At 44.8% G+C, this 23383-nt stretch carries 27 protein-coding genes and 2 pseudogenes; 9 read left to right on the forward strand and 20 right to left on the reverse strand.

Features of this window, described 5'->3' with window-relative positions; all coding sequences use genetic code 11:
- Positions 1-9: 9 nt before the first annotated feature.
- Together spoIIP and gpr are read right to left on the reverse strand one after the other, a co-directional pair.
- Positions 10-1203 (reverse strand): stage II sporulation protein P, encoded by a 1194-nt coding sequence (spoIIP, locus tag NQS30_RS05330; protein WP_007612673.1) that lies wholly within the window; start codon positions 1201-1203, stop codon positions 10-12.
- A gap of 67 nt (positions 1204-1270) precedes the next feature.
- Positions 1271-2377, reverse strand: a complete 1107-nt coding sequence (gene gpr / locus NQS30_RS05335; RefSeq protein WP_007408268.1) for a GPR endopeptidase — start codon at positions 2375-2377, stop codon at positions 1271-1273.
- 202 nt (positions 2378-2579) lie between these two features.
- Here gpr and rpsT point away from each other — a divergent pair, with 202 nt between their 5' ends.
- Positions 2580-2846, forward strand: a complete 267-nt coding sequence (rpsT, locus tag NQS30_RS05340; protein WP_003152876.1) for a 30S ribosomal protein S20 — start codon at positions 2580-2582, stop codon at positions 2844-2846.
- Positions 2847-2862: 16 nt separating this feature from the next.
- On the opposite strand, the pseudogene holA reads toward rpsT, so the two are convergent.
- Together holA and NQS30_RS05350 are read right to left on the reverse strand one after the other, a co-directional pair.
- Positions 2863-3904 (reverse strand): annotated as a pseudogene (gene holA, locus NQS30_RS05345) (DNA polymerase III subunit delta).
- A 39-nt stretch (positions 3905-3943) separates the two neighbouring features.
- Positions 3944-4095: pseudogene (locus NQS30_RS05350) on the reverse strand (hypothetical protein).
- Positions 4096-4135: 40 nt separating this feature from the next.
- On the opposite strand from NQS30_RS05350, the gene NQS30_RS05355 reads away from it, so the two are divergent.
- The gene (locus tag NQS30_RS05355) at positions 4136-4270 is read left to right on the forward strand and encodes a YqzM family protein (RefSeq protein ID WP_003152870.1); all 135 of its coding nucleotides are present in this window, start codon (positions 4136-4138) and stop codon (positions 4268-4270) included.
- Between the two features lie 18 nt (positions 4271-4288).
- On the opposite strand, the gene NQS30_RS05360 is transcribed toward NQS30_RS05355, so the two are convergent.
- The 3 genes from NQS30_RS05360 to NQS30_RS05370 all read right to left on the reverse strand — a co-directional run bounded on the left by NQS30_RS05360 (position 4289) and on the right by NQS30_RS05370 (position 7891).
- Entirely contained in the window at positions 4289-6640 is a 2352-nt protein-coding gene (locus tag NQS30_RS05360; protein WP_015240244.1) for a DNA internalization-related competence protein ComEC/Rec2, read from the reverse strand.
- The gene (locus tag NQS30_RS05365) at positions 6641-7210 is read right to left on the reverse strand and encodes a ComE operon protein 2 (protein ID WP_003152868.1); all 570 of its coding nucleotides are present in this window, start codon (positions 7208-7210) and stop codon (positions 6641-6643) included.
- A 66-nt stretch (positions 7211-7276) separates the two neighbouring features.
- Positions 7277-7891: a helix-hairpin-helix domain-containing protein gene (locus tag NQS30_RS05370; RefSeq protein WP_015240245.1), complete on the reverse strand. Its 615-nt coding sequence runs from the start codon at positions 7889-7891 to the stop codon at positions 7277-7279.
- A 58-nt stretch (positions 7892-7949) separates the two neighbouring features.
- Between NQS30_RS05370 and comER the strand changes: the two genes are divergently transcribed.
- Positions 7950-8771, forward strand: a complete 822-nt coding sequence (comER, locus tag NQS30_RS05375; protein ID WP_015240246.1) for a late competence protein ComER — start codon at positions 7950-7952, stop codon at positions 8769-8771.
- A gap of 68 nt (positions 8772-8839) precedes the next feature.
- Here the strand turns inward: comER and NQS30_RS05380 are convergent, their stop codons facing one another.
- Genes NQS30_RS05380 through NQS30_RS05415 form a run of 8 tightly spaced genes read right to left on the reverse strand, consistent with a single transcriptional unit; the run spans position 8840 to position 13845 of the window.
- Entirely contained in the window at positions 8840-9577 is a 738-nt protein-coding gene (locus tag NQS30_RS05380) for a class I SAM-dependent DNA methyltransferase (protein ID WP_015240247.1), read from the reverse strand.
- The gene (gene rsfS, locus NQS30_RS05385) at positions 9574-9930 is read right to left on the reverse strand and encodes a ribosome silencing factor (RefSeq protein ID WP_007408260.1); all 357 of its coding nucleotides are present in this window, start codon (positions 9928-9930) and stop codon (positions 9574-9576) included. Before rsfS ends, NQS30_RS05380 begins: the two co-directional genes overlap by 4 nt.
- 17 nt (positions 9931-9947) lie before the next feature.
- Entirely contained in the window at positions 9948-10508 is a 561-nt protein-coding gene (gene yqeK / locus NQS30_RS05390; RefSeq protein ID WP_014418422.1) for a bis(5'-nucleosyl)-tetraphosphatase (symmetrical) YqeK, read from the reverse strand.
- Positions 10498-11067, reverse strand: coding sequence for a nicotinate-nucleotide adenylyltransferase (locus tag NQS30_RS05395; RefSeq protein ID WP_007408258.1), 570 nt, complete (start codon positions 11065-11067; stop codon positions 10498-10500). The genes yqeK and NQS30_RS05395 overlap by 11 nt, the downstream gene beginning before the upstream one ends.
- Positions 11068-11077: 10 nt before the next feature.
- A complete protein-coding gene (gene yhbY / locus NQS30_RS05400) occupies positions 11078-11368 on the reverse strand; it encodes a ribosome assembly RNA-binding protein YhbY (RefSeq protein WP_007408257.1) in 291 nt (96 codons plus the stop codon).
- A complete protein-coding gene (gene aroE / locus NQS30_RS05405; protein WP_015240248.1) occupies positions 11362-12204 on the reverse strand; it encodes a shikimate dehydrogenase in 843 nt (280 codons plus the stop codon). The genes yhbY and aroE overlap by 7 nt, the downstream gene beginning before the upstream one ends.
- Before the next feature lie 19 nt (positions 12205-12223).
- Positions 12224-13324 carry a ribosome biogenesis GTPase YqeH gene (gene yqeH / locus NQS30_RS05410; protein ID WP_015240249.1) on the reverse strand — a complete coding sequence of 367 codons (1101 nt, stop codon included), beginning with the start codon at positions 13322-13324 and terminating at the stop codon, positions 12224-12226.
- A gap of 2 nt (positions 13325-13326) precedes the next feature.
- On the reverse strand, positions 13327-13845 hold the full coding sequence (locus NQS30_RS05415) for a YqeG family HAD IIIA-type phosphatase (protein ID WP_007408254.1): 519 nt from the start codon (positions 13843-13845) through the stop codon (positions 13327-13329).
- 357 nt (positions 13846-14202) lie between these two features.
- Between NQS30_RS05415 and sda the strand changes: the two genes are divergently transcribed.
- On the forward strand, positions 14203-14343 hold the full coding sequence (sda, locus tag NQS30_RS05420) for a sporulation histidine kinase inhibitor Sda (RefSeq protein WP_003152850.1): 141 nt from the start codon (positions 14203-14205) through the stop codon (positions 14341-14343).
- Between the two features lie 132 nt (positions 14344-14475).
- Here sda and NQS30_RS05425 read toward each other — a convergent pair whose 3' ends face one another.
- The 3 genes from NQS30_RS05425 to NQS30_RS05435 form a co-directional block, all read right to left on the reverse strand.
- Complete coding sequence (locus tag NQS30_RS05425) at positions 14476-14610, reverse strand: hypothetical protein (protein ID WP_003152848.1); 135 nt, start codon at positions 14608-14610, stop codon at positions 14476-14478.
- A 74-nt stretch (positions 14611-14684) separates the two neighbouring features.
- Entirely contained in the window at positions 14685-15416 is a 732-nt protein-coding gene (locus tag NQS30_RS05430; protein ID WP_007408253.1) for an SGNH/GDSL hydrolase family protein, read from the reverse strand.
- Positions 15417-15485: 69 nt separating this feature from the next.
- The gene (locus NQS30_RS05435) at positions 15486-16220 is read right to left on the reverse strand and encodes a polysaccharide deacetylase family protein (protein ID WP_007408252.1); all 735 of its coding nucleotides are present in this window, start codon (positions 16218-16220) and stop codon (positions 15486-15488) included.
- 235 nt (positions 16221-16455) lie between these two features.
- Between NQS30_RS05435 and NQS30_RS05440 the strand changes: the two genes are divergently transcribed.
- Complete coding sequence (locus NQS30_RS05440; protein WP_012118035.1) at positions 16456-17082, forward strand: TVP38/TMEM64 family protein; 627 nt, start codon at positions 16456-16458, stop codon at positions 17080-17082.
- A gap of 93 nt (positions 17083-17175) precedes the next feature.
- Here the strand turns inward: NQS30_RS05440 and NQS30_RS05445 are convergent, their stop codons facing one another.
- Both NQS30_RS05445 and NQS30_RS05450 read right to left on the reverse strand, forming a co-directional pair.
- Complete coding sequence (locus NQS30_RS05445) at positions 17176-17541, reverse strand: GNAT family N-acetyltransferase (protein WP_232603433.1); 366 nt, start codon at positions 17539-17541, stop codon at positions 17176-17178.
- Positions 17507-18763, reverse strand: a complete 1257-nt coding sequence (locus tag NQS30_RS05450; RefSeq protein WP_167340758.1) for an MFS transporter — start codon at positions 18761-18763, stop codon at positions 17507-17509. The genes NQS30_RS05445 and NQS30_RS05450 overlap by 35 nt, the downstream gene beginning before the upstream one ends.
- A 456-nt stretch (positions 18764-19219) precedes the next feature.
- On the opposite strand from NQS30_RS05450, the gene sigK reads away from it, so the two are divergent.
- From sigK to NQS30_RS05470, 4 genes are all read left to right on the forward strand, one after another.
- Positions 19220-19945, forward strand: coding sequence for an RNA polymerase sporulation sigma factor SigK (sigK, locus tag NQS30_RS05455; protein ID WP_020956104.1), 726 nt, complete (start codon positions 19220-19222; stop codon positions 19943-19945).
- A 474-nt stretch (positions 19946-20419) separates the two neighbouring features.
- On the forward strand, positions 20420-21262 hold the full coding sequence (locus NQS30_RS05460; protein ID WP_069007156.1) for a sialate O-acetylesterase: 843 nt from the start codon (positions 20420-20422) through the stop codon (positions 21260-21262).
- The gene (locus tag NQS30_RS05465; protein ID WP_043021651.1) at positions 21259-21786 is read left to right on the forward strand and encodes a PadR family transcriptional regulator; all 528 of its coding nucleotides are present in this window, start codon (positions 21259-21261) and stop codon (positions 21784-21786) included. The genes NQS30_RS05460 and NQS30_RS05465 overlap by 4 nt, the downstream gene beginning before the upstream one ends.
- Positions 21787-22436: 650 nt before the next feature.
- Positions 22437-23309 (forward strand): AraC family transcriptional regulator, encoded by an 873-nt coding sequence (locus tag NQS30_RS05470; RefSeq protein ID WP_015240256.1) that lies wholly within the window; start codon positions 22437-22439, stop codon positions 23307-23309.
- Positions 23310-23383: the final 74 nt, after the last annotated feature.

A 23383-nucleotide genomic window follows, 5' to 3' on the forward strand; every position in this document is an offset into this window, starting at 1 on the left:
ACCTGATTTCTATTGTTTTTTCTTCTCTCCTGATTGCGAGCTGACCTTTTCTGCATCCCAGTACAGTTCGCTGAACACATCGGCCACGGCATCTGATGCGCGCCTCAGTTCTTCAAGATTGTTATCCACGCCCCCGAATTCCAGCAGAAGCGACCGGTCGTTTAAATCTTGGTTGTATACTCCATTATCTCCCGGAGAGCCTTTTGATAAAACACCGACGCTTAAGCCGGGGTATTTTTTCTCCATGAGCTTATGAAGTTCACTTGCGAGTTTATAGTTTTCTTCAAAATTAGCGCTTTTTTTGCCGACGACGATGGCGACTCTGGCATAGCTTTTTCCTTTGATGTCGGCTGTCGTATTTTTCTTGCGGCGGGAATCCCGGTGAATGTCTATGGTATATTGCAGGTTTTTATTTTTGGCGAGCGCGCTTTTTACGACCGGCCTTGATTCGTCGTAGCTTCGCGCATAATTTAAGCCGTCTTTGTTCAGGCGGGCCTGAATGTCGGTTTTATCTACGGTCGCTCCTACACCTTGCGCTTCAAGCGCTTTTCCGAACATATCTCCGACAAGCGTGACATTGGCCTTCGAATGGCGGGCGTTATCCGGATTTGTTTCCCCCTTTAACAGAGGAAGATAGGATTCGGTATTATGAGTGTGGTAAATAAAAACGACTTTTTTGCTGCCTGTTGAATGTTTCGGCGGCGCCGTTTCTTCTTTTTTCGTTTTGTTTTCGATTTCTGCCAGGTTCACTTCTTTTTCTTTTTCCATCACCTTTGACGGCGGCGGAGATTCAGCCGGCATATTCGTATAATCCGTCCCCTGCCCCGCCAGAAGGATCTCCGTATCGTATTGGGCAAATCCCGGCAGCTCACGTCCCAAGAAACTCCGCGGGTCTTCCATATTAATGCTTGTCGCCAGTTTTAAGGAAAGCCGGGACAGCTGAAAAGAGTCTTTTTCAGGAAGCTCTGAGGCGAAATAATGATTTTCCATGCCGAGGAGGTGTGCAAACGCGTCACCCGGAAGTTCTCCGGCAATTCCGTGAAGAGAATCCGAAGAAAGCCTCAGTTCAGGGCGAAGCGATGTGAGCACACCCGATAATACGAAAATAACGATAAGGCTTGTCATAAACAAAAACATGCCCTTGAGCGCATTTCCACCGTTTACTGCAACGACAATTTGACGGTTTCTGCGTTTTTTTCTCATGATTTGAATCCCTCCAGCGCTTGTCTAGTAATTACTCTATGAACAAGCTAGAGGAGGTAGAACCATTTTAATGATTATAAGAACCTTTGTTATCTTGTGACACTTTTTCATGAAGGGCGGTGTTTAACCCGTTTGCAAGCACGTTCGCCATATCATCAATAAAGGTGTCAATCTCCTTCGGCGTGACCATCAGATTATGGCCGAGCGGAGAAAGCACTTCGTGAATCAGCTGGCGTTTTTCGTTTTCGTCCAGCGTGCCGACAATACCGAGAAAGGATTGGCGTTCTTTTTCTCCGGGAAGGTCTTCGTCTGTCAGCACCTTCTTTTTGCCGAAGTTCATTCCGGCGGGCACCAGAGATCTTGACGGGCTGTCATCTTTCATCTCTCTTCCGAAATGTTTTAATATATAATCCACCGTATCGCTTGCGATCGTAACCGCATCAACGACAGTCGGTACCCCGATTGCGATGACGGGAATGCCGAGCGTTTCCTTGCTTAATTCTTTTCTCTTATTGCCGACGCCTGATCCCGGGTGAATGCCCGTATCAGAAAATTGGATGGTCGTGTTCACCCTTTCAACGGCTCTGGCCGCAAGAGCGTCTACCGCGATCACAAAATCCGGCTTTGATTCTTTGATCACACCTTGAATAATATCGCTCGTTTCAATTCCCGTTAATCCCATCACACCGGGAGCAAGCGCGCTGACCGGCCTGTACCCTTCCTGCACGTTTTCCGGCTGAAGCCTGAACAGATGCCTTGTCACAAGAAGGTTTTCGGTCACGAGAGGGCCGAGCGCATCCGGCGTCACATTCCAGTTGCCCAGACCGACGATCAAACAGCTTGCATCCTTTGGAATCTTTAATGCCGACAGATAGGCGGAAAATTCCTCGGCAAACACTTCCGTTACTTTTTCCTGCATGTCAGAGTCGTGTTCCCGAACCCCTTGAGCCTCGATCGTGACATAGCGTCCCTGCTTTTTCCCCGATAGCTCGGCGCCTTCTTTGGTAATATCGACGGTTCTGACTTTAATGCCGCCCTTGTCGCGTTCTTTTTCAATAAACCCGTTTATTTCTTTTTTCTGACCGGCTTGTCCGTCTTTTACCGCCTGTTTCGTTTCTACCGCTAAATCCGTCCGTATCAGAAATTGATTGACATCCAGTTCGTTGTTTTTCACAGGGAAGACCTCCTTCAATCATCGTGGTACATAGTGTGGCCATTTACAAAACGAATCATGCGAATTTACCCATCAACGAAAAATACTTTACATTTATATTGCAATCTAAAGTTCTGTTTGATAGAATACAATTTGTTCTATTGTGAAGAAGATTTAACCTTAAGACACTGTGCTACAGGTTGTATCTTAGGAGGTGAAACACATGCCAAACATTAAATCAGCGATTAAACGTACAAAAACAAACAACGAACGCCGCGCTCATAACGCGACAATCAAATCTGCTATGCGTACTGCAATCAAACAAGTTGAAGCTTCTGTTGCTAACAACGAAGCGGATAAAGCGAAAACTGCTCTTTCTGAAGCAGCGAAACGCATTGATAAAGCAGTGAAAACAGGTCTTGTACACAAAAATGCCGCAGCTCGATACAAATCTAGACTTGCGAAACAAGTGAACGGACTTTCTGCATAATACAAAAACGATCCCTTTAACGGGGATCGTTTTTTTCATTCAGTCCGGAGAAGCTCAAGGAGAAAGAGTTCCAGCAAGAGCTGCTTGTCCTTTTTCCCCGTTTTCATTTCATAATCCATCACTGCGAGTCTTTCTATAATACGCCGCAGCTCTTCTTCAGAAAAAAGCCTCGCCTGATCCATCGCCAGCTTTACCCGGAAGGGGTGCACCTTTAAGTTGGAAGCGATTTGCTTTTGGCCGTATCCTTGTCCCGCAAAATACTTCGTCTGCATAATCAGACGGAATTGGTTGGCGATCAGCGCCATAATTTTGATCGGTTCTTCGTTTTGTTTTAAAAGATCATAAAATATTTGAAGACTTTCCGTCCGTTTTCGGTTCACGATTTTGTTGATCAGCTCAAAAATATTCTGCTCCAAACTTCTTGCGACGAGCTCACGGACATCTTCAAGTGTGATCTCATGTCTGTCACCGGTGTAGGCGGAGAGTTTTTGTATTTCCTGATATATGGAAGACAGATGGCCGTTTGCAAGCAGAACCAAATGCTCGGCAGCTTCTGTATCGATCATTTTATTTTCGGATTTCGCCAGATTAATCGTAAAATCCGTCGTCTCCTTTGCATTCAGCTCCTTAGCTTCAATCATAAGGGCTTTTTGCTTCAGCGCTTTCGTCAGCTTTTTCCGTTCGTCCAGTTTCTCATACGGAGCCACAATCACAAAGACCGTATAAGGCGCAGGCTCCTTCAGATAAGTCTCCAGAGCGGCTGTATTATGCTCTATTTTTTCTTTCTTTTTTTCCCCTGTTAAAAAAGACGGATTTTTTAAGATGACCAGCCGCTTCTCTCCCATAAACGGAAACGTTTCCGCATCGGTTACGGCCTGGTCAAGCGGATCTTCTTCAAGATCAAAAACAGACAGGTTAAAATCCTTTGTCTCCTCATCAACGACAGCTTGTCTGATCCGGCTGACAGTCTCTTGGAGCAGATACGTTTCTTTTCCGTATAAGCAATAAACGGAGCGGACATCCCCTTTTTTCAGGGCTTTCCAAACATCAAATACCATGATCGTATGACTTCCTCTCTTTCTTGATCCCCTTCTATCCTAAATTGAGTTTGGCAAATAGTAAAGAGGAAGCTTTAAGGACAGCTTCCTCATTTATAATAAACGCCTGATTCACAAGCTCCCGGGTCTGCTTGTAAAAAGGCGATAATCACAAGAACAGAAAACGTTACCATCACTTCTAGATTTTTCAAAACAATTCCAGTATACTTAGGGAAGTCAGGAGGGATGAAATTGAATGATTTTGAAAAAAACGTTCAAAGCAAACGAAATGATGCTGTTGACTCAGCTGTCGGTTTTGTCGTGTCCTTCGGATTTTTCGCCTTTTTGTTCGTGATGGCAACAGCCATCCATCTTATCGGCTCTTAGCCGCATTCCGGGCTGCTGTCAATCGGCAGTCTTTTTTACTTCTTGCGCCCTGGTTTCTTCTATATCATATGGAGGGAAGACGGAAAACGTTCCGGCGCCTTTTTTAAATCTGTATTGAATCGTTCCGCTGATATCGGTGCGAAGCACATTTACAGAGTACGCCTTCAAACGATCCAGCACTTCTTCATGCGGATGATGGTATCGATTCTCTTTTCCTGCTGAAATCAGCGCTGCTTCCGGCTGAAGCTGCTTCAAAAAGGCTTCACTCGTTGAGCTTTTGCTGCCGTGATGACCCGCCTTCAATATATCAGCCTTCAGATTCGGATACGTTTTCAGCACTTCTGTTTCGCCGTCCGATTCTAAATCTCCCGTCAAAAGCCAGCTCACTCCGCCAAAAACCGTCCAAAGCACCAGTGACGAATCATTTTTACTCCTTCCGTCAGACGACTCCGGAGACAGCACCTGAAACTGAAGATCCCCGGCTGTAATGGTGTCGCCCCGCTTTGCTTCGGCAACGGGAATGTTGTTTTCTTTCGCCATATTTAATATGTTCTGATCTTTCGGTTCTTTTACGAATCCTACGGGGACAATTAACCGTTTGACTCTATGATTTTTGATTAACACTCCGGCTTCCCCGATGTGATCTTGATCCGCATGGGTTAAAATCAGTGCATCCAGCTTTTTCACCCCTTTTCCGTTTAAAAATGGAATCAAAACCTTCTCGCCGATAGAATACGGGTGGCGTTTTTCTTTCCATGATTCTCCGGGATAAGCAATCACTCCCCCTGTATCAACCATTACGGTCCCTTTGCGGTGCGGCGCGCTTATAAACAGTGAGTCTCCCTGCCCGATATCAAGCATATCCGCTTCTCCCCATGGACTGAAATACGGACGGCATATTAAATAAGCCAAAACCGCGCAGAAAAAAAGAGCCGATTTCCTGAGTTTTAAAAAACCTCCCTTTTCCAAAGCCGCAAAAAGCGTAAAAACGGAAACCGCAAGCAGCAGAAGGGAAAGAAAGTCAGGCTTTGACACAATCATAGTAAATAAATCAACGGATGCCGCATATGTAATGAAATCATGCACAGGCTTCATCACAAGGTCAAACATACCAAACAAACATTCTCCCATCTGCCTTGAGAGTAAAAGAAGAAGGAAACCGATGACAGAAACCGGAATGACAAATAACGTATAAAAAGGCACCATCACCATATTCATCGGAAAACTGACAAGTGAAATCTGCTGAAAATGATAGAGAAGAAACGGAAGTGAGCTGAGCTCTGCAATCAATGAAGCCATCGCAAGCCCGGCAAGTCTGCTTTCCCCTGCTTTCTTTAAAATGGAGGATGACAGAATTAAAGAGGCGCTTACCGCAAAGGAAAGCTGGAAGCCCGCCTGCCAAAGGAAGTAAGGATTAAACAGCAGGAGCAGCAGATAAGACAGGGACAATGCAACAGAGGAATGAATGCCGCGTTTAACAAGAGTTCCGGCGATATAAAATCCCAGCATGAGGGATGCGCGCAATACGGATGGGGCGGCACCGCTCAGCAGTGTATACACCGGCAAAAACAGCAGCAGCAAAATTCCTGCTTTTTCTCTTGCCAGCCCGATTCTGATCAGAGCATAAAATAATCCCGCCGTAATAAGACCGACATGCATTCCGGAAATCGCCATTAAATGAACGACTCCCAAATTTTGATATGCACTCAGTATATCGTCCTCTATAGAAAATCTTTCACCTAAGGTCAGCGCTTCAACAATTCCGGCGGAAGATTCAGGCACGTGATTCCGAATGATCGAAATCAAATTTTTTCTGATGTTCAGCAGTTTAAACAGCGGCTGTTTGGATTTTTCACACTGCTGAATGGAAGTCACGGAAAATAACCAGTGAATCTGCTGAGAGTGAAGATATTCCTTATAATCAAAACCTCCGGGAACCGTCGCATGTGCAGGCTGTTCCAGAGAGCCTGTAAACGTGCAGCGCATCCCCGGTTCAAGCTGTTCAATGAGTCTCTTTTCCTCAAGAGACCGGATTTTGTACGAAGCCGCCCATTTTTCCTTGTCATGTGTACGGATAACGGCTGACATTTTCGCTCCGTCAACCTTCGGAATATTAGTGATGACGGCCTGTTCAGTATAACTGCCGGCCTGATACCGCGTTACATTCGCAGCGTCACAAACCGTATAAAGAAAGAAATAAAGACAAAAAGAAACGAGGCAGACGATAACCGGAGCATGCTGCTTTGTTTTTACAATAATAAAGAGAAGATACAGAAGAAAAAGGAGCATAACCCAGAAGACATGAGCGGCGGCAATTCCCGCAGTTGCAGAAACCGCCGCCAGAGGCAGAAGAAGGTATTTATATTTCATTTATACGTAACTGGTAAACAGCTCATTGGCCTGTTCATGAATTTTTTTCAGTTCATCTGCCTTAACCCCCGCATCAGATAATTGCTGAATCAGACCTGCTACAAAAGACAATTTTTCGCGGTTTTTCAGATCGATGATCATTTCATCAAGTTCGACCTGCTCCACCTTGACTCCGGCTTGGCTGAACAGCTCTTTTGCATAAGGCTGTGTTTTGTAATCTTCGGCATAATAAACCGTTTTGATGCCTGCCTGGATAATTGATTTGCAGCATTGAATACAAGGATAATGCGTCACATAAATTTCGGCGCCCTCCGTCGGAACACCGAACTTAGAACATTGCAGAATCGCATTCATCTCTGCATGTATGGTCCGCTGGCAATGATTATCTATTAAAAGGCATCCTTCATCAGCGCAATGGACGCCGCCGGCGATTGAGCCGTTGTATCCGCCGGCAATCATCCGCTTGTCTCTGACTACGGTTGCCCCGACTGACAGTCTCGGGCATGTGCTTCTCAGCGCCAGCAAATGGCTTTGCGCCATAAAATATTGATTCCATGAGATTCGTTCCACAAGTGTTCCCTCCAAAAAGTCTTGTTGCTTTTCTAAGTTTACATAGATTTAAGCAAAACCGTCAATTCACTTTACCGTAATGGAAGTTTTTATCCGCTCAAATGACTTCTCTCCAAAGCCTGATACATTCATCAAATCTTCAGCAGTCTGAAACCGTCCGTTTTCTTCTCGGTAGGCGATAATCGCTTCCGCTTTTTTCTGCCCCACCCCGGAAATTGCCTGAAGTTCGTCCAGAGATGCCGTATTGATATTGACAGCTGCATTCTCCTTTTCACCCGCCGCTGTTTTCGGGCGATTCTCCTCTTCGCCTTCACTCGGAATATAAACAATCGTGCCGTCCTGCAGCTGCTCTGCTAAATTAACATTCAATTCATCCGCCTTTTTCTTCAGGCCGCCGGCTTTTTCAATGGCTTGCGTCACTCTGTCTCCCGCTTTCATTTCATACACGCCGGGATTCCGGACCGCACCTTTCACATCAATCATAATCTTATCGTCTGCTGTGTCTTTTTTGTCCGCGACGGATGCTGAGGCTGTTTGGCCGAGCACAGACTGCTGTTTGACCGGCTCTTCCTTTTCAGAACGAAACAGCCAAATACAGATAAAAACCGCCCCTGCCGCAAGACAAGCGCCCAGAATTTTCAGGTTCCGCCGCAGCCGCTCCGTCATCATCGCTTTCGTCATATTGCATTGCCTCCCCGCATAAGGTTTAGAGGATTAAGGGAAAAAGGAGGGGAATTCATTGAAAATAGGCTTTATCGGCACCGGAAACATGGGAACGATCCTGATTGAATCGTTTATCGAATCAAACGCTGCCGATCCCTCACATATCACCATCACAAACAGAACAATCGAAAAAGCATTAAAACTAAAAGAACGTTTCAGCGGCATCCATGTCACCGAGGATCAGGAAAAGCTCGTACAGGATAATGAAATAATATTCATTTGTGTAAAACCGCTGGATATATATCCTTTGCTGAAGAAACTCACACCGCATTTACGGAAAGATCACATTTTAATCTCCATTACCAGTCCCGTTCAGACGGATCAGATTGAACATACGGTTCCGTGTCAGACGGCCCGCGTCATTCCGAGCATTACGAACCGCGCCTTGGCCGGCGTCTCGCTTGTTACGTTCGGCAAAAGCTGCAGCGAGGCTGCAAAAGCGGATATTCAAACGCTGTTCACTCATATTTCAAAACCTGTAGAAATCAGCAGCGGCATTACAAGAGCGGCGTCAGACATTGTCAGCTGCGGACCCGCTTTTATGAGTTATCTCGTTCAGCGCTTTATTGACGCGGCAGTGGAAGAAACGGACATCACCAAAGAAGAAGCCGTGATAATGTCGACGGAAATGCTTGTCGGTCTCGGAAAGCTTCTGGAAACAGGGCATTACACGCTTCCCGCCTTGCAGGAAAAAGTATGCGTAAAAGGCGGCGTCACCGGGGAAGGACTGAAGGCTCTCGAAAGCGGTGTTCAGGATATGTTCAACCGTGTCTTTCAGCGTACACATGACAAATACGATGAAGATATATCGTTAGTGAAGAAGCAATTTCACGTGTAACTGAGTATGCCATAAAGTGCTTTATCGCGCCAATCGCAAAAAATGCATTTTAAAAACCATCGTTCCGTTTAAACGATGGTTTTTGGTTTGCCTGCCGTAAAGAAAAGACGTTCAGACTCTGTTGAAGGAGGCCGGTCTGTAAAATCAGCCGTCACCTTCTTCAGTTCAAATCCGGTCTCTGCAAGCATTTGTTCATATTCTTCAATGTAAAATGTTTTTTGCTCATGCGTCTCGTCATAACGGTCATAAGATTGTCCGTTCCATACGAAAAAGGACATATCATGGATGACAGAAAGCTCTTCATCGCCGGCAAAGCTTTGCCAGATATAGCTGATCTGCTCATCCTGATCCGCATGGGTGCTGTCCGGAAAAAGCTCCGTCATTTTAAATGGGGAATGGACGTCAAACAGAAGCAGGCCGCCCTCCTTCAAAACTTGAAAAACACTTTTAAAGGTGCTTAAGACATCACTTTTCGTTTTTAAGTAATTTAGGGAATCACAGCAGATGACAACGGCATCAAACTGTTCTTCAAAACCGGAAAGCTCTCTCATATCCTGCTGGAGAAAAAGAATCGGCTTTCCCGTTTTTTTCTGCTGGGCACAGCTCAGCATATCTTCACTCAAATCAATCCCCGTGACTTCGCAGCCTTTTTCAGCAAGCCTGATGGATATTTCTCCGGTTCCGCAGGCAAGATCAAGCACCCTTCCCTTTTCCGGAAGAGACGCTTCGATCCAGCCCGCCCATTCATCATACGGCGCATGTGACATTAACTCGTCATATACGCCGGCGAAGCCTTGGTAAATCATGAGTTCAAGCCGAGTTCAAGCTCTGCGAGCGGCGCGTCGCCCCATAGCTTTTCAAGATTGTAGTAGCTTCTTTCATCTTTATGGAAAACGTGGACAATGACGTCGCCGAGATCAACTAAAATCCAGCGGGCCTCATCAAACCCTTCCATCTTTTTGACATCAATGCCGTTTTCTTCTGCCTGATCTTTAATTTCACGCGCAATTGCCTGAACCTGCTTATCAGAATTCCCGTGGCAGATTAAAAAGTAATCCGCTATAAGTGAGATTCCTTCCATGTCCAGCGCTAAAATATCTTCTGCACGTTTATCGTCGCATGCTTTTGCCGCGATTTTTAATACGGAAGCTTGATTCATTCTTTAAATTCCTCCTGTCAATTTTGAGACACCAGCCAATTATAGGTTGCAAACGTCTCCGGAAAGACCGGCTGGTTTTTTTTCATCAGAAATATCATTGTATTTTTCATTGCTTGTATGAGCGCTTCGTTCAGATCTGTTTCCGCCAGACGGCGCACCTCTTCCACTCCGGGGAAATGGCGTCCGGGTTCAATGTAATCCGCAACGTAAATGACTTTGTCTAAAAGGGTCATTCCGGGACGCCCTGACGTGTGATAGCGGATTGCATCCAAGATCTCAGGATCAGTGATCCCCGCTTCTTTCTCAGCCAAATACGCTCCCACAGGGGCATGCCACAGCTCGGCATTGTAATCCAAGAGCTCAGCCGGCATTTTTTCCCGCACGATGATCTGCTTCATTTCTTCTTTCGGCCGGAATTTCGCATAATCATGAAAAATAGCCGCCATTTCCGCTTTTTTCGGGTCTGCTCCGAACCGGCCTGCGAGAATAACCGCCGTATCTGTCACGCCGATTGTGTGGATGTAGCGATGCTCGGTCAGCTGCTCTTTGACGCAGGCAAGTGCTTCCTCACGATTCATATAAATCATTCTCCTCTATATACTGCCTCACTTTATCCGGCATTAAGTATTGCGTCGGCTTTTTTGCTTTGAGACGTTCTCTCAGCATCGTTGACGAAACGTCAAATTCCGGAACGTCGGCAAAAAGCAGCGGGTACGGGGTCTCAATATGATACCCCGGGCGCCGCACTCCGATAAATTGAATGAGCGTGAGCAGTTCGTCCAGTTTGTACCATTTCGGCAGATATTCAATCATATCCGCCCCGATAATAAAGAAAAGCTTGTCGTTCGGGTGCCGCTCCTTCAGTAAACGGACGGTATCATAGGTATAAGAAGGGCCTTTCCGGTCCATTTCCGCAAGCTCAAGCTTAAAGCCGGAATTAGAGCTGATGGCAAGCTTCAGCATCTCCACCCGGTGCCGGCTGTCTGTAAAGTCTTCATTCTGCTTATGCGGAGGGATTTTATTGGGCATAAACCAAATCTCATCGAGCTCCGCCTGATGAAGGACTTCATTAGCCATCAGAAGATGTCCGTTGTGCGGAGGGTCAAATGTGCCCCCGAATATTCCGATTTTCTTCATGTCAACCACCTTACGGAAGCTCGATTTGTTTATTTTCCTTTGATTCCTTATACAGTACGATCGTATTTCCGATCGTCTGCACCAATTGTGAGCGGGTGCCTTTCACAAGGGCTTCTGCGACATCATTTTTATCGTCTTCGCAGTTTTGAAGCACGCTGACTTTAATCAGCTCTCTTGCTTCTAAAGCCTCGGCAATCTGTTTCACCATGTTTTCGTTGACTCCGCCTTTTCCCACTTGAAAAATAGGCGTTAAATGATGCGCTTTTGAACGCAAAAACCGTTTTTGTTTTCCTGTTAACATTGTGTTCCTCCTAGTTTTCCTTCAACAATCGCTCTCATTAAGCCGCTGTCAGGCTCTTGTTCCGTCCACAGCTTGAAAGACAGTGCGGCCTGTTCCACAAACATGCCGACACCGTCAATGGTTGTTAAACCTCTTTTTTCAGCTTCTTTTAAGAACGCCGTTTGAATCGGGTTGTATACGATATCACAAACGATGGCGCCCGTTTTGGCCCGTTCCAATGAGAGCGGCACGGCATCCGTTTTCGGATACATGCCGACAGATGTTGTATGAATAATGACGTCATATTGTTCAAGCTGATTTTCAGCTTCTTTTAAAGTAAGGGCGCGTTTCTGCTGAAAAGAGGGAGCAGCCGCAATCAGGCTTTCCGCTTTTTCCGGCGTGCGGTTGCAAACGTCAAATTGTTTCGGCTCTCCGCGGACGATCGTCGTAAAAATCGCTCTTGCCGCTCCTCCCGCCCCAATCATGAGGATAGAGAGCTCTGATATCGGTTTGTCCAATACTTTGACTAAGGATTTATAAAACCCATCTCCGTCAGTATTATACCCGATGAGCCTGTCTCCCTCTCGTTTGACGGTATTTACGGCCCCGAGTACTTTCGCGCTTTCATGTATTTCGTCCAGATGCTCCATGATCGCGACTTTATGCGGGACTGTGACGTTCACTCCGCAGATGCCAAGCGCCTTGATTCCGTTAACGGCGTCCTTGAGATGATGAGGTTCCACCTGAAACGCAAAATACTGCCCGTTGATGTTCTTATCTTGCAAAGCCGCGTTATGAATATCGGGTGACATTGAATGCCCGATCGGATTTCCGATTACTCCGTACAATTGTTTCATGCTCCCTCTCCCCTTCTCTCTATATTAATGAACGGCGGACAAATACGTGTACGCCTTTCGGAGCGTATGCCGTTATTTTTTTATCTTCTTGCTGCACCGTGACCCAGCCGAGACCGGAAAAAACGATATCCGTCTTTCCTTCTTTAATCGTAAACGTGTGGGCCGTAAGCTCCGGAAATTCATCCAAATGATCTTTTCCGGGCGGGGTAAGCAGTTCTCCCGCATGCTTTTCGTATAAGGCATCAGCATTTTCAAGCTTTGTTCTGTGAATCATCAATTCATTCGGCATATAGCAGACAAACGCCGTTTTATCGCCTGATACATAGTCAAACCGGGCAAGCCCGCCGAAATAAAGCGTTTGTTTTTCATTCAGCTGAAAAGTGCGCGGCTTCAGTTCTTTTTTCGGTGTCAGCACCTTTAAGTCACGCTTGTCCACGTAATGCGCCATCTGGTGATGGTTAATGATTCCCGGCGTATCATAAAGCGCAGATCCGTCATCGAGCGGGATTTCAATCGCGTCAAGCGTCGTGCCCGGAAATTGAGAGGTGGTAATAATATTCTCTTCCCCTGAGACCTCTTTAATAATCCGGTTGATAAATGTGGATTTGCCGACATTGGTACAGCCCACCACATACACATCGCGCCCTTCGCGGTAATGTTCAATGGCGTCAATGACTTCCTTCATCCCTTGTCCGCGGGAAGCGCTGATTAAAAAGACATCAAGGGGTTTTAAGCCGTATTCTTTCGCTTCGCGTTTCATCCATTGAACGAGCCGTTCCCGTTTTACGGATTTCGGCAGGATATCGGCCTTATTACCGACAAGAATGATCGGATTACCGCCGACAAAGCGGTTCAGCCCGTTTATCCAGCTTCCGTTAAAATCAAAAATATCAACGACTTTGACAATAAGAGAGTCAGTATCGCCGATTGTGTGCAAGATATTTAAAAAGTCATCATCCGTTAATGAAACATCTTGAATTTCATTGTAATTTTTCAGTCTGAAGCAGCGCTGGCAGATGACATTCTCTTTCGTGAGCGATGCCTTTGGCGCGTATCCGAGACCTTGTTTATCCTCGGTCTGGATCGTTACTCCGCAGCCGATGCAAACAACCTTTTCCATTTCTAATCCTCCCACTGAATATGGCCTTTACGTTTCAAAGAACTCAATATTCTCCGTTCAATCCGGCGGTTAAAGCGCGTCATGACTCCGTCAGAGGAAGCGACAGGCACGACGAGGATCGTATGATACCCGTTTCTGTTTCCGCCGAGAACATCAGTAAGCAGCTGATCGCCGATGACCACACAGTCTTCTTTTTTCAGATCCATGCTGCTGACGGCTCTTTTAAAGGCGCGTCCCATCGGTTTTCTTGCCTTATAAATAAACGGTATGCCAAGCGGCTCCGAGAATAATTTCACTCTTCGTTCATTATTATTGGAGACGATCGTGACTTTAATGCCGTGCTCCTTCATTTCTTCAAACCACTCGATTAATCGAGGTGTCGCACTCGGTCTGTCCCACTCCACAAGCGTGTTGTCAAGGTCTGTAATAATCCCTTTCACATTGCGTTCTTTGAGCTTTTCCGGTGTGATATGAAATATATTTTTCACAAATTCGTCAGGTAAAAAAAACTTTTTTAACAAAACCCGCACCCTTCCTTTTCTTTCTATCATCTATATGTCGAAACCTGTCAGATTTAAAAACAAAGTCGGACTCAGTAAAAAAATTTCGACAAAAATTGGGTTTCTTCACCAGTTGTGGATAAAATTACACACATTATCCACTCTTATTACATCCGGATTTATCCAAATTATAAACAAGATACTAACAAGTTATCCACTTACGAGTGTGGATAACAGAACGATTGTTCTTATTTGTATTTCATGGTAGATTAAAGATAACCTCACCATGATTGAAACGCAACCTTCCATCATATGCTTGCGTCTGATGATTGATTACAATTATAAGGAGGTGCCACTCCCATTAATTGGGTCCCCGGCATGAGAAAGCTTTCTGATGAATTACTAATAGAATCTTATTTCAAAGCCAATGAAATGAATTTGAGCCGTGAATTTATCGAGTTAATTGAAAACGAAATCAAAAGAAGATCGCTCGGACACATTATTTCCGTTTCTTCTTAAACAGAAAAAAGTTCCCGGGCGAATTTCCTTTTTTTACTCAGATGACTGATATTATATCACTTCGGTTATGCGCATTACTACCACTTTCAACAAAAAACACCCCTAAAATAGAGGTGTTTAAGAGGACAGCTGCTATATATTGAACCAATACAGACCGCCCAGGACGAGAATGACGACGAGCAGCACAACAAAAAATGCGTACCAGTACCCCGCATTCACCCGAGGAGGCGGGCATACAGGATATTGCGGAGGGAAACCGCGGTTCATAGCAATCGCCTCCAAAAAGATGTTTTTCTACAGCCTATGAAGCAGAAGCAAAACGGTTTAGGCAGCTGACGGCGTCAGCGTTCCAAAACCCGCCCATTTTTTATGCCTTCAATTAAGATTCTGGCGCCTTTTGGCGTCATATGATTTCCGGAGGGATCTATCAGTCCGGATTGGATCAGCGCCCGGTCTGTATCTTTGCCGCCGTCCGCGCGTATAAAGTGTTTCCAGTTATCCACCAGCGGCACTTTCAACTCAGCTGCAACCTGCCTCGTAACGCCGTTATAGGAATTATGCCATTTTCTCGCGCCGCCTTTTTCTTTAAAGGCTGAGGCTTTATATCTCGAATAGTAATAGAGATGATGCGTTCCGTTTCCTTCTATAACCGGGATGCACGTCATTAAAATCGGCTTTATGCCGTGATTTCTGCTTTCGTTTATGAAATAAGTCAGGTTTTCTTTAAACCGTTTCTTTGATACCCGCGGCTGATCGCCCGTCAAAATGCCCGCATCATTTGTTCCGAACATGATAAATAAATATTGGGGCTTACGGTCCAGCACGTCGCTTTGAAAACGCAGGCGCGCATCCTCAGTCGTCTGGCCGCCTATTCCCGCATTTATAACCGTAAGACGGCCGCGTTCCGCTGTTTTTAAAATGTTTACCCACTGCTGCGCCTTCGGATAATCACGATAATCCCAGTTGGAACCGCGCGTATTGCTGTCGCCGAACGCGACAACACTTTTTTCTTTGCCCGCGGCGCATCCTGATAACAGACAGATTATCGTAATAAAAAGAACAGCAAACTTCATTTTCTCTCCCCCCAAACCTTACCTCCTATGGTACACATCTCTTTGGCGGCTTTCAACGCGGCGCTCTCTTTACTGGATATGAAAAGGACCGGAATCCTGTCCGATCAAATCCGAAACCTTAACAAACGTGTAGCCCTGCTTTTTCAGCTTTGGAATGATTTCTTTCAAAGCCTCAACCGTCTGGCGCCGGTTTCCTCCGCCGTCATGCAGAAGAACGATATCTCCATCTCTGGCATGTGAAACAACGTGCCTGACGATTTTTCCTTTCCCGGGCCTTTTCCAGTCCCTCGGATCTTGATTCCATGACCACATGATGATATGATAACCCTCTTTTAAGATGCTTTTGAAAGCCGTATGATTCAGCGACCCTCCCGGCGGGCGGAATAACTTGTCCCCTTCCGGCTGCAGCGATGTGATATGATGCGCTGAGCTGTGAAGCTCTTGTAAAATGTCTTTGCGTTTCAGACGGTGAAAATAAACATGGTTCATCGTATGGTTGCCGATTTCATGCCCTTCTTCAACGATGCGTTTTGCCGTTATGGGGTATTTGTCTATACGGCTCCCGACACAAAAAAAGGTTGCTTTAACATTGTGCTGTTTCAGCACGTCTAACACAGCCTCCGTATAGACAGGATGGGGGCCGTCATCGAAGGTTAAAGATAGTTTCTTTTTTTCAGACCTTTTATCCCAGTACACGTTTCCCGTTTTCTCCATGTCACTTCTTTTTAAAGATTTCGCATCGGCGGACACGGCAGTGAGACTCGTGAGGACGCATATCATGATGATCAGATGAAAGCATCTCAACGTTTACACCTCCAGTAAACACTACTGTTAACGTGTCCCCTTTTATAAAAAATCATTCTCTGCATCAAATGATGCACATCACCCGCTTCCCGCTTGTTTTTGTCCAAATCCGGGTGCCAGCCGTTTCTCATCAAACGGCAAATGCTGATAAACAAGTACGCTTATCGGACAGCTTATTTTAATAGAAGGAGATAGATTTGTGCTGTATACTAATTGAAAAGAGGTGAACGTGCAGATGATAAAAAAGGGATTCAGTCTTGCCGTCATCATTGCTGTCGTGATGATCGGCTTTATGCAAAAAGACGTCTGGCTCAGCATGATTCGCGCGGGCGGCATGTACGCCGTGCTTATGAGTATCCTTCTGGTCGCAGCTGACGTATTTTTTCCGATTGTTCCATTCGCCATTATCGCGGCCTTAAACGGAGCGGTTTTCGGGATTGTAAACGGGGTGTGGATTACATTGTCAGGAGCGATGCTCGGAACAATGGCGTTGTTTTTTCTCGTTCGGTACGGATTCAGAGACTGGGCCAGAAAAAAGCTGCTGGCTTACCCGGCAGCGGCCCAATATGAAGATTCATTTCATCAGCACGCGTTTACGGCGGTGCTTTTCGGGCGGCTGATTCCGATTATACCGTCGCTTGCCATGAATACCGTCTGCGGGCTGAGTAATATCCGATGGCCGATCTTTTTTTCTGCGTCGGTGCTCGGCAAAATTCCGAACATTGTGATCGTGACCGTCGCAGGCGCTTCATTTACAAGCAACAAACTGCTGTCTTTCGGGATTTACGGAATGTATATGCTCGTCTTAATGGCGGTCATTTATAAGAAGTTTCCCGGCCTTTTAAAAACAACGAAAAAATGAAGCGCGTACCGCCCCCTATTCCGGCGGTACGGCTCCTCTCATTCTGAACCGACCACTACCATATTTTTCTTTCTGTAAAATGACAGAGCCGCTTCATTGCCAGGCGAAACTCTCAGGTGATATTCCGAAACACCGTTCGCTCTGAAAAACTGATCCGCGTATCAGTTTCGTTCCGCACCCCCTTCCCCTCTGCTTCTCAGTCATATAGTAAAGGTGCACATAACCGATTTTTTGGCTGCGGTAAAATTTGATGGAAGCTTCTAGCTGTCCGATCGGCTGTCCGTTATGAAAAAGCAGCATAAAACCGTCGGGAAAGCATTTGATTTGGGATGACAGCCACCTGAGATATTCATCCCTATTAAAATGATCCGCCGTGCCAAAGCTGACGAAAAACGAATCCTCACCAAACGAAACGGCCGTCTCTTTATGTTTGTTTAAATTGATCCGCTTGAAATACACCAGGAGTCCTCCTTCTTGCGGCCGCAAATAAGAACGAGCATAAAACGGCTGCCAACGCCAGCATAACAGCAGCGCCTGCGATGACGATGCCGCGGACGGAAGAACTGACAGAAGCCGCTCCGAAAACCGCCGTTACCACTATAATGAAGATAGCTTCGACTAATGAATAAAAGCTCCCCACTCTCCCCATGATGTCCACCGGAACATTCTTTTGATAAAACGTCAGAAAGCCTGTATTGGCAAACGCCAGAAAAAAAGCGAGAAGGAAAAATCCGAAAGCAGCCGTCCAAAAAACGTCAGAAAACGCATAAATCATATATCCGGCCGCTGTGAATAAAGAGCCCATTCCCATCAATAAAGAAGCCGGCATTTTTTTATTAAAGAACACATTGACAAGCGCCCCCGCAATAATGCCTGCCCCTGAGACACTGACGAGAAAACCGTAATCGGCATCAGTCAGCTGAAGAACCTCTTTTGCAAAAGCGGCTTCAAGCGAATCAAGCGCGGATAGCATAACGTTCATGACCAGACTGAATAAAAAATAAATGATCATGACGTTTCGCGCCGTTCGGCTGAAGCGATAGACGAGCTTCCAATCTTGTTTGTACACTGCCAAAGAAAGCTTCCGTGCGGGAGAATGTACGTGAGGCCCATTTTCAAGGTTCGGCAGCATCATCGTGATGAAACCGGACAGCACTAAAGCCGCCGCATTCACCCAAATCGCAAAAATCGGCGTGCCGGCGATAAAAAGCAGTCCGGCCGCAGCCGGCCCGAGGAGAAAAGCCCCTGATTCCGACAAAGCCCTTAGTGAATTGAATCGTTTTCTCCTTTCAGCCGGAATAAGCATCGTCACATACGCCATGGAACACGGACGAAACATCGCATTGGCCATTTGAATCAAAAACACGATACAATAAATGGAAAACAAAGACCGTACAGTAAACATCAGCGGCAGAACGGCAATGAATGCAGCCCGGATGAAATCAAGCGACATCATCATATTCCGTTTGTTACACCGGTCGATGATGCTGCCCGCCCACCCATTTGTCATCAAAACAGCCGCAGGCCTGATTAAATAAAGGATGGAAACCGCAAAAGCAGACCCCGTTTCTTTTAAAACAATAAGATTAAGAGACAAAAAATAAATCCATTCACCAATATTTGCTATCCCGATTCCGGTTAACAGAAGCATCGGGTACCGCCAAGACTTCAGGTTTTTCATCTTATCCCTCCCTTAAAAATAAAAAACGCCCTCAAGACAATAAAGTCTTGAGGACGGGAAACAGCCCGCTATGCCACCTCAATTCGGTTTGGTGCCGGCCTAAGCCGGGTACAAAGCTTACTCGGTAACAGGAGTATCCGCCGCATCATCGTCGTGTTGCATGATTCCGATGCGAAGCTAAGAGGTTTGTTTCAACACATCCATTCATACTCCTTCACAGCTCCCGGAGCTCTCTGTCATGAATGATATCTGTCTACTCGTCTCTTCAGCGCTTTTCGGTTATATTGTTTTCACCCTTACTTTTTTTAACAATATACAGGCTCAATCAGCAAAAATCAAGAGGCTGTAAGAAATAAAACCCGATTTTGATTAATTTCCCTGTACAGACACAAACAGCCTGACTGCCACATACAGTTACATATAGGCTTTTGCCTACATAACTTTGTGGAGGTGAGGATGGTGACAGGTGTTTTTGCAGCGCTCGGGTTTATTGTGAAAGAACTCGTGTTTTTAGTATCATACGTGAAAAATAATGCCTTTCCACAACCGCTCTCAAATAGTGAGGAGAAAAAATACTTAGACCTTATGGCTGAAGGCGATGAACACGCCCGCAATATGCTGATTGAACATAATCTCCGTTTGGTCGCCCATATTGTAAAAAAATTCGAAAACACGGGAGAAGACGCAGAAGATCTGATCTCCATAGGTACAATCGGGCTGATTAAAGGAATTGAAAGCTACTCAGCCGGAAAAGGCACGAAGCTTGCCACATATGCCGCACGATGTATTGAAAATGAGATTTTAATGCATCTGCGCGCATTGAAAAAAACGAAAAAAGACGTCTCCCTTCATGATCCGATCGGCCAGGATAAAGAAGGGAATGAAATAAGCCTGATCGATGTCCTCAAGTCGGAAAGCGAAGATGTGATCGACACCATTCAGCTCAACATGGAACTTGAAAAGGTCAAAAAATATATCGACATTTTAGACGACCGCGAAAAAGAAGTCATCGTCGGCCGCTTCGGGCTTGATTTAAAAAAAGAAAAAACGCAGCGCGAGATCGCAAAGGAGCTCGGCATTTCAAGGAGTTATGTGTCGCGGATTGAAAAACGCGCATTGATGAAGATGTTTCATGAGTTTTATCGGGCGGAGAAGGAGAAGCGGAAGAAGAAGGGAAAGTGAGCGAAAAGCCGGATCTGACATCCCGGCTTTTTCTGCATTTTAGGACATTGCTCTTCAAGTATAACTTCAGGATTTAAAGATAAAACATAACAAATGAATAGAATTGGTACAATCGTTAACCTTTTTAATAATTTTTCATTGATATTTAACCCCTTCAACATAGCCCTCCCTTTTTAACAATCCATTTCATTTGGGCTACACCCCCATCATTGAATGTATTTCCTATGAAAAATGATTTTGAACCTCATAGGAACCCTTACATCACAGGGTTTTTGTTGTTTTTTCATTGTTTATCAAGACCTAAAGCAAAAGAACTTGCTAATTCTCAAATACATCCACCAAATTTTCAATGTTAGTTTGTTTTTCATACATACTAATAATAAAAATAAAACCTAGTTGAAACTTTACAAGACAAGCTGAATTGACTATAGTCTAATTAGACTAAAATATTGATGTAAAGAAGTGAAAAATTAGATGATAAAGTCTTTTTTAATGTTGGGGCAGTCGAATATGGCGGGCCGTGGATTTTTGAATGAAGTAGACCCTATCTATAATGAAAAAATAAAAATGCTGCGCAATGGACAGTGGCAGATGATGACAGAGCCGATTAATTATGATCGTCCGGTTTCCGGCGTTGGCCTGGCGGCATCTTTTGCAGATGCATGGTCGAAAGCTCATCCCGATGAAGAAATTGGCTTGGTCCCTTGTGCGGAAGGCGGCAGTTCATTGAATGACTGGCATCCGGAAGGCATCCTTTTTCAGCATGCTTTGTCCGAAGCCCGCTTCGCCCTCCAGTCCAGTCAAATTTGCGGAATTCTTTGGCATCAAGGTGAGAGTGACAGTTATCGTTCGCTGCATGAAACTTATTACGAGAAATTAACTCTTATCATCGGGACGCTAAGAAACGAGTTGGAATTAGATGAGGTACCGTTGATTATTGGAGGGCTTGGTGACTTTCTTGGGAAGACTGGTTTTGGACAGCACGCGACTGAATTTCGACAGGTTAATGAACAATTGCTGCGTTTTGCTGATGAACAAGAGAATTGTTATTTTGTTACTGCAGCAGGTTTGACTGCGAATCCTGATGGCATTCATTTAGACGCAGCTTCACAACGCAAATTCGGTTACCGCTATTTCGAGGCTTTTTCGAAAAAGCACCATATCCTGAAACCCATTTCGGGAGAGGAGCAATCACTGAAAGTGAATGGTGACTATTCTAAAACAGAACAGATTTACCTTCATAGTATGGATTTGGCTTCGGGTAAAATCACGTACGCGGAATTTGAGGCGCGGATGGCGAAGGTGATGAAACCATGATTCCCTTACTTATCCTTGGCTTGCTCATCCAAAACCCCGGAGCTCACGGCTATGAACTTCTGGCCTTAATGGAAAAACGTCATTACAAGTACATCGTTAACTTCACGAAAGGTTCATTTTATTACAATCTGCAGCAACTTGAAGAAAAGTGTTTGATTGAACAGATTCAGCAGAAACCCTCAACCGGCGGGCGTGAAATCCGTAACTTTAAAGTCACAGAATCGGGAAGGGCAGAATTCGAAAAATTAATGATCAAATACGGCACCAAATCGGAATATGTGAACCTGCAATTTTATGGAGCGTTACTCTTTGCCGATGAATTCGACAAAAATAAATTACTGGATCTGATCCAATCACAAATCGATCAGACTAAAACTCGAATCGAGCTCCTTGACGAATACCTGTCCATCACTCAAGAAATTCCCGGCACAATCAATTACTTTCGCCGTATGAATGAAAATTCCCGTTCACATCACTTGGTTAATTTAGAGTGGTTCGAAAAATTGAAAGCAGAAATAGAGTGAACTATTGCATAATAAAAAATGCAATGTTACATATATCAGAATATTAGTTACCTACATATAAAACCTGTGTCGCAGATATCTAGTAACACCATTGATACAGGTTTTATACTCCTTTTTAATTAAACCAGTATAGGGTTGTCAACACTTGCCCCAAACAAGAGCAAGTGAATCTGCTGCGTGTTCTTCTTTTTCAATCCGTATGAATAACCACTTTACACCTATTCAGTATTCAAGTAAGTCAACTGATATTTCTCCATCTTCCGCTGAACTGCTGCTTTCGTCGAATAAGAAAAAGTGATCTCCCTTAAGGAAGAATCACTTCCTCTAATTGAACAAGCAGTGAAGGTGAACACCGTTCTCGACATAACTAAAATTTTTTATCTACCTCTGCGTAAGCAACTTTCAATTGATTGATAGTAAACCCCTCCAACAAGAAAACTCGGCTTTTTCTATTTTTTTCAATATAAAACAATGATAACTTTCTTTCATCTTATGCAACCCCAAGCAGTTATGAGGTGTTTTCTTTATCTGTACAAATACAGGTGAATTACTTAATTTATTACATATAAGTTATCCTGCAAAACTGTGCACGAAATGTCGGGCAGATACATTTCGCTCCTGTTATTCTTTTGTTAAAGGAGGTCAAATAAATGGATTCGCTTAAAAGGATGAATAGCGCATTAACGTATATTGAAGAAAACCTCACGAACGATATTGATTTTAAAGAAGCAGCAAGGCTTGCTTTCTGCTCTGAATATCATTTTAAAAGGATGTTTTCCTTCCTTACAGGTATTTCATTATCGGAATATATTCGTCGCAGACGTCTTACTCTTGCAGCTTTTGAACTTAAAGACAGCAGCGTAAAGGTGATTGATATGGCCATAAAATACGGTTATCACTCACCAGATTCTTTCGCACGAGCATTTCAAAATCTGCATGGCATAAGCCCATCAGAAGCTAAACATAATGGCCATTCACTTAAAGCTTATCCGCGAATGACCTTCCAGTTATCAATCAAAGGAGGAAATGAAATGAACTATCGCATTGAAGAAAAAGAGGCATTTCGCATCGTCGGCATTAAAAAAAGAGTCCCTATTTTGTTCAAAGGAGTGAATCCTGACATTGCATCGATGTGGGAAAGTTTAGATGAAGCAGCAATCAAACAACTAAAAGAGCTTTCTAATGTAGCGCCTGTAGGACTCATTAGTGCATCCACGAACTTTTCTGAAGGCCGGACAGAGGAAAACGGAGAGCTTGATCACTATATTGGCGCAGCCACAACGAAACATTGCCCAAATCACCTATCACAGCTTGAAGTCCCTGCCTCAACGTGGGCTGTATTCGAAGCAGCCGGATCATTTCCGGATGCACTGCAGGAAGTATGGGGGCGGATTTATTCCGAATGGTTTCCATCGTCACATTATGAACAAATTGAAGGCCCAGAAATCCTGTGGAATGAGCATAAAGATGTAACATCGCCATCTTTTAAAAGTGAAATTTGGATACCCATCTCAAAAAAGTAATATACCTTACAATGAAATTAGAGGAATTAAAGGTTTTAAGGAAGGGTTCTCATCCCTTCCTCTTTAAGTTACTA

Source organism: Bacillus sp. B1(2022), from assembly GCF_040259625.1.
Taxonomy (GTDB): domain Bacteria; phylum Bacillota; class Bacilli; order Bacillales; family Bacillaceae; genus Bacillus; species Bacillus velezensis.

Excerpts from the sequence above, each read along its gene's own strand:
- spoIIP (WP_007612673.1), bottom strand. The coding sequence starts at position 1,203 with ATGAGAAAAAAACGCAGAAACCGTCAAATTGTCGTTGCAGTAAACGGT.
- rpsT (WP_003152876.1), top strand. The coding sequence starts at position 2,580 with ATGCCAAACATTAAATCAGCGATTAAACGTACAAAAACAAACAACGAA.
- NQS30_RS05360 (WP_015240244.1), bottom strand. The coding sequence starts at position 6,640 with ATGAAATATAAATACCTTCTTCTGCCTCTGGCGGCGGTTTCTGCAACT.
- NQS30_RS05370 (WP_015240245.1), bottom strand. The coding sequence starts at position 7,891 with ATGACGAAAGCGATGATGACGGAGCGGCTGCGGCGGAACCTGAAAATT.
- NQS30_RS05380 (WP_015240247.1), bottom strand. The coding sequence starts at position 9,577 with ATGATTTACCAAGGCTTCGCCGGCGTATATGACGAGTTAATGTCACAT.
- rsfS (WP_007408260.1), bottom strand. The coding sequence starts at position 9,930 with ATGAATCAAGCTTCCGTATTAAAAATCGCGGCAAAAGCATGCGACGAT.
- yqeK (WP_014418422.1), bottom strand. The coding sequence starts at position 10,508 with ATGAATCGTGAGGAAGCACTTGCCTGCGTCAAAGAGCAGCTGACCGAG.
- NQS30_RS05395 (WP_007408258.1), bottom strand. The coding sequence starts at position 11,067 with ATGAAGAAAATCGGAATATTCGGGGGCACATTTGACCCTCCGCACAAC.
- yhbY (WP_007408257.1), bottom strand. The coding sequence starts at position 11,368 with ATGTTAACAGGAAAACAAAAACGGTTTTTGCGTTCAAAAGCGCATCAT.
- aroE (WP_015240248.1), bottom strand. The coding sequence starts at position 12,204 with ATGAAACAATTGTACGGAGTAATCGGAAATCCGATCGGGCATTCAATG.
- yqeH (WP_015240249.1), bottom strand. The coding sequence starts at position 13,324 with ATGGAAAAGGTTGTTTGCATCGGCTGCGGAGTAACGATCCAGACCGAG.
- sda (WP_003152850.1), top strand. The coding sequence starts at position 14,203 with ATGAGAAAGCTTTCTGATGAATTACTAATAGAATCTTATTTCAAAGCC.
- NQS30_RS05425 (WP_003152848.1), bottom strand. The coding sequence starts at position 14,610 with ATGAACCGCGGTTTCCCTCCGCAATATCCTGTATGCCCGCCTCCTCGG.
- NQS30_RS05430 (WP_007408253.1), bottom strand. The coding sequence starts at position 15,416 with ATGAAGTTTGCTGTTCTTTTTATTACGATAATCTGTCTGTTATCAGGA.
- NQS30_RS05440 (WP_012118035.1), top strand. The coding sequence starts at position 16,456 with ATGATAAAAAAGGGATTCAGTCTTGCCGTCATCATTGCTGTCGTGATG.
- NQS30_RS05450 (WP_167340758.1), bottom strand. The coding sequence starts at position 18,763 with ATGAAAAACCTGAAGTCTTGGCGGTACCCGATGCTTCTGTTAACCGGA.
- sigK (WP_020956104.1), top strand. The coding sequence starts at position 19,220 with ATGGTGACAGGTGTTTTTGCAGCGCTCGGGTTTATTGTGAAAGAACTC.
- NQS30_RS05460 (WP_069007156.1), top strand. The coding sequence starts at position 20,420 with ATGATAAAGTCTTTTTTAATGTTGGGGCAGTCGAATATGGCGGGCCGT.
- NQS30_RS05465 (WP_043021651.1), top strand. The coding sequence starts at position 21,259 with ATGATTCCCTTACTTATCCTTGGCTTGCTCATCCAAAACCCCGGAGCT.
- NQS30_RS05470 (WP_015240256.1), top strand. The coding sequence starts at position 22,437 with ATGGATTCGCTTAAAAGGATGAATAGCGCATTAACGTATATTGAAGAA.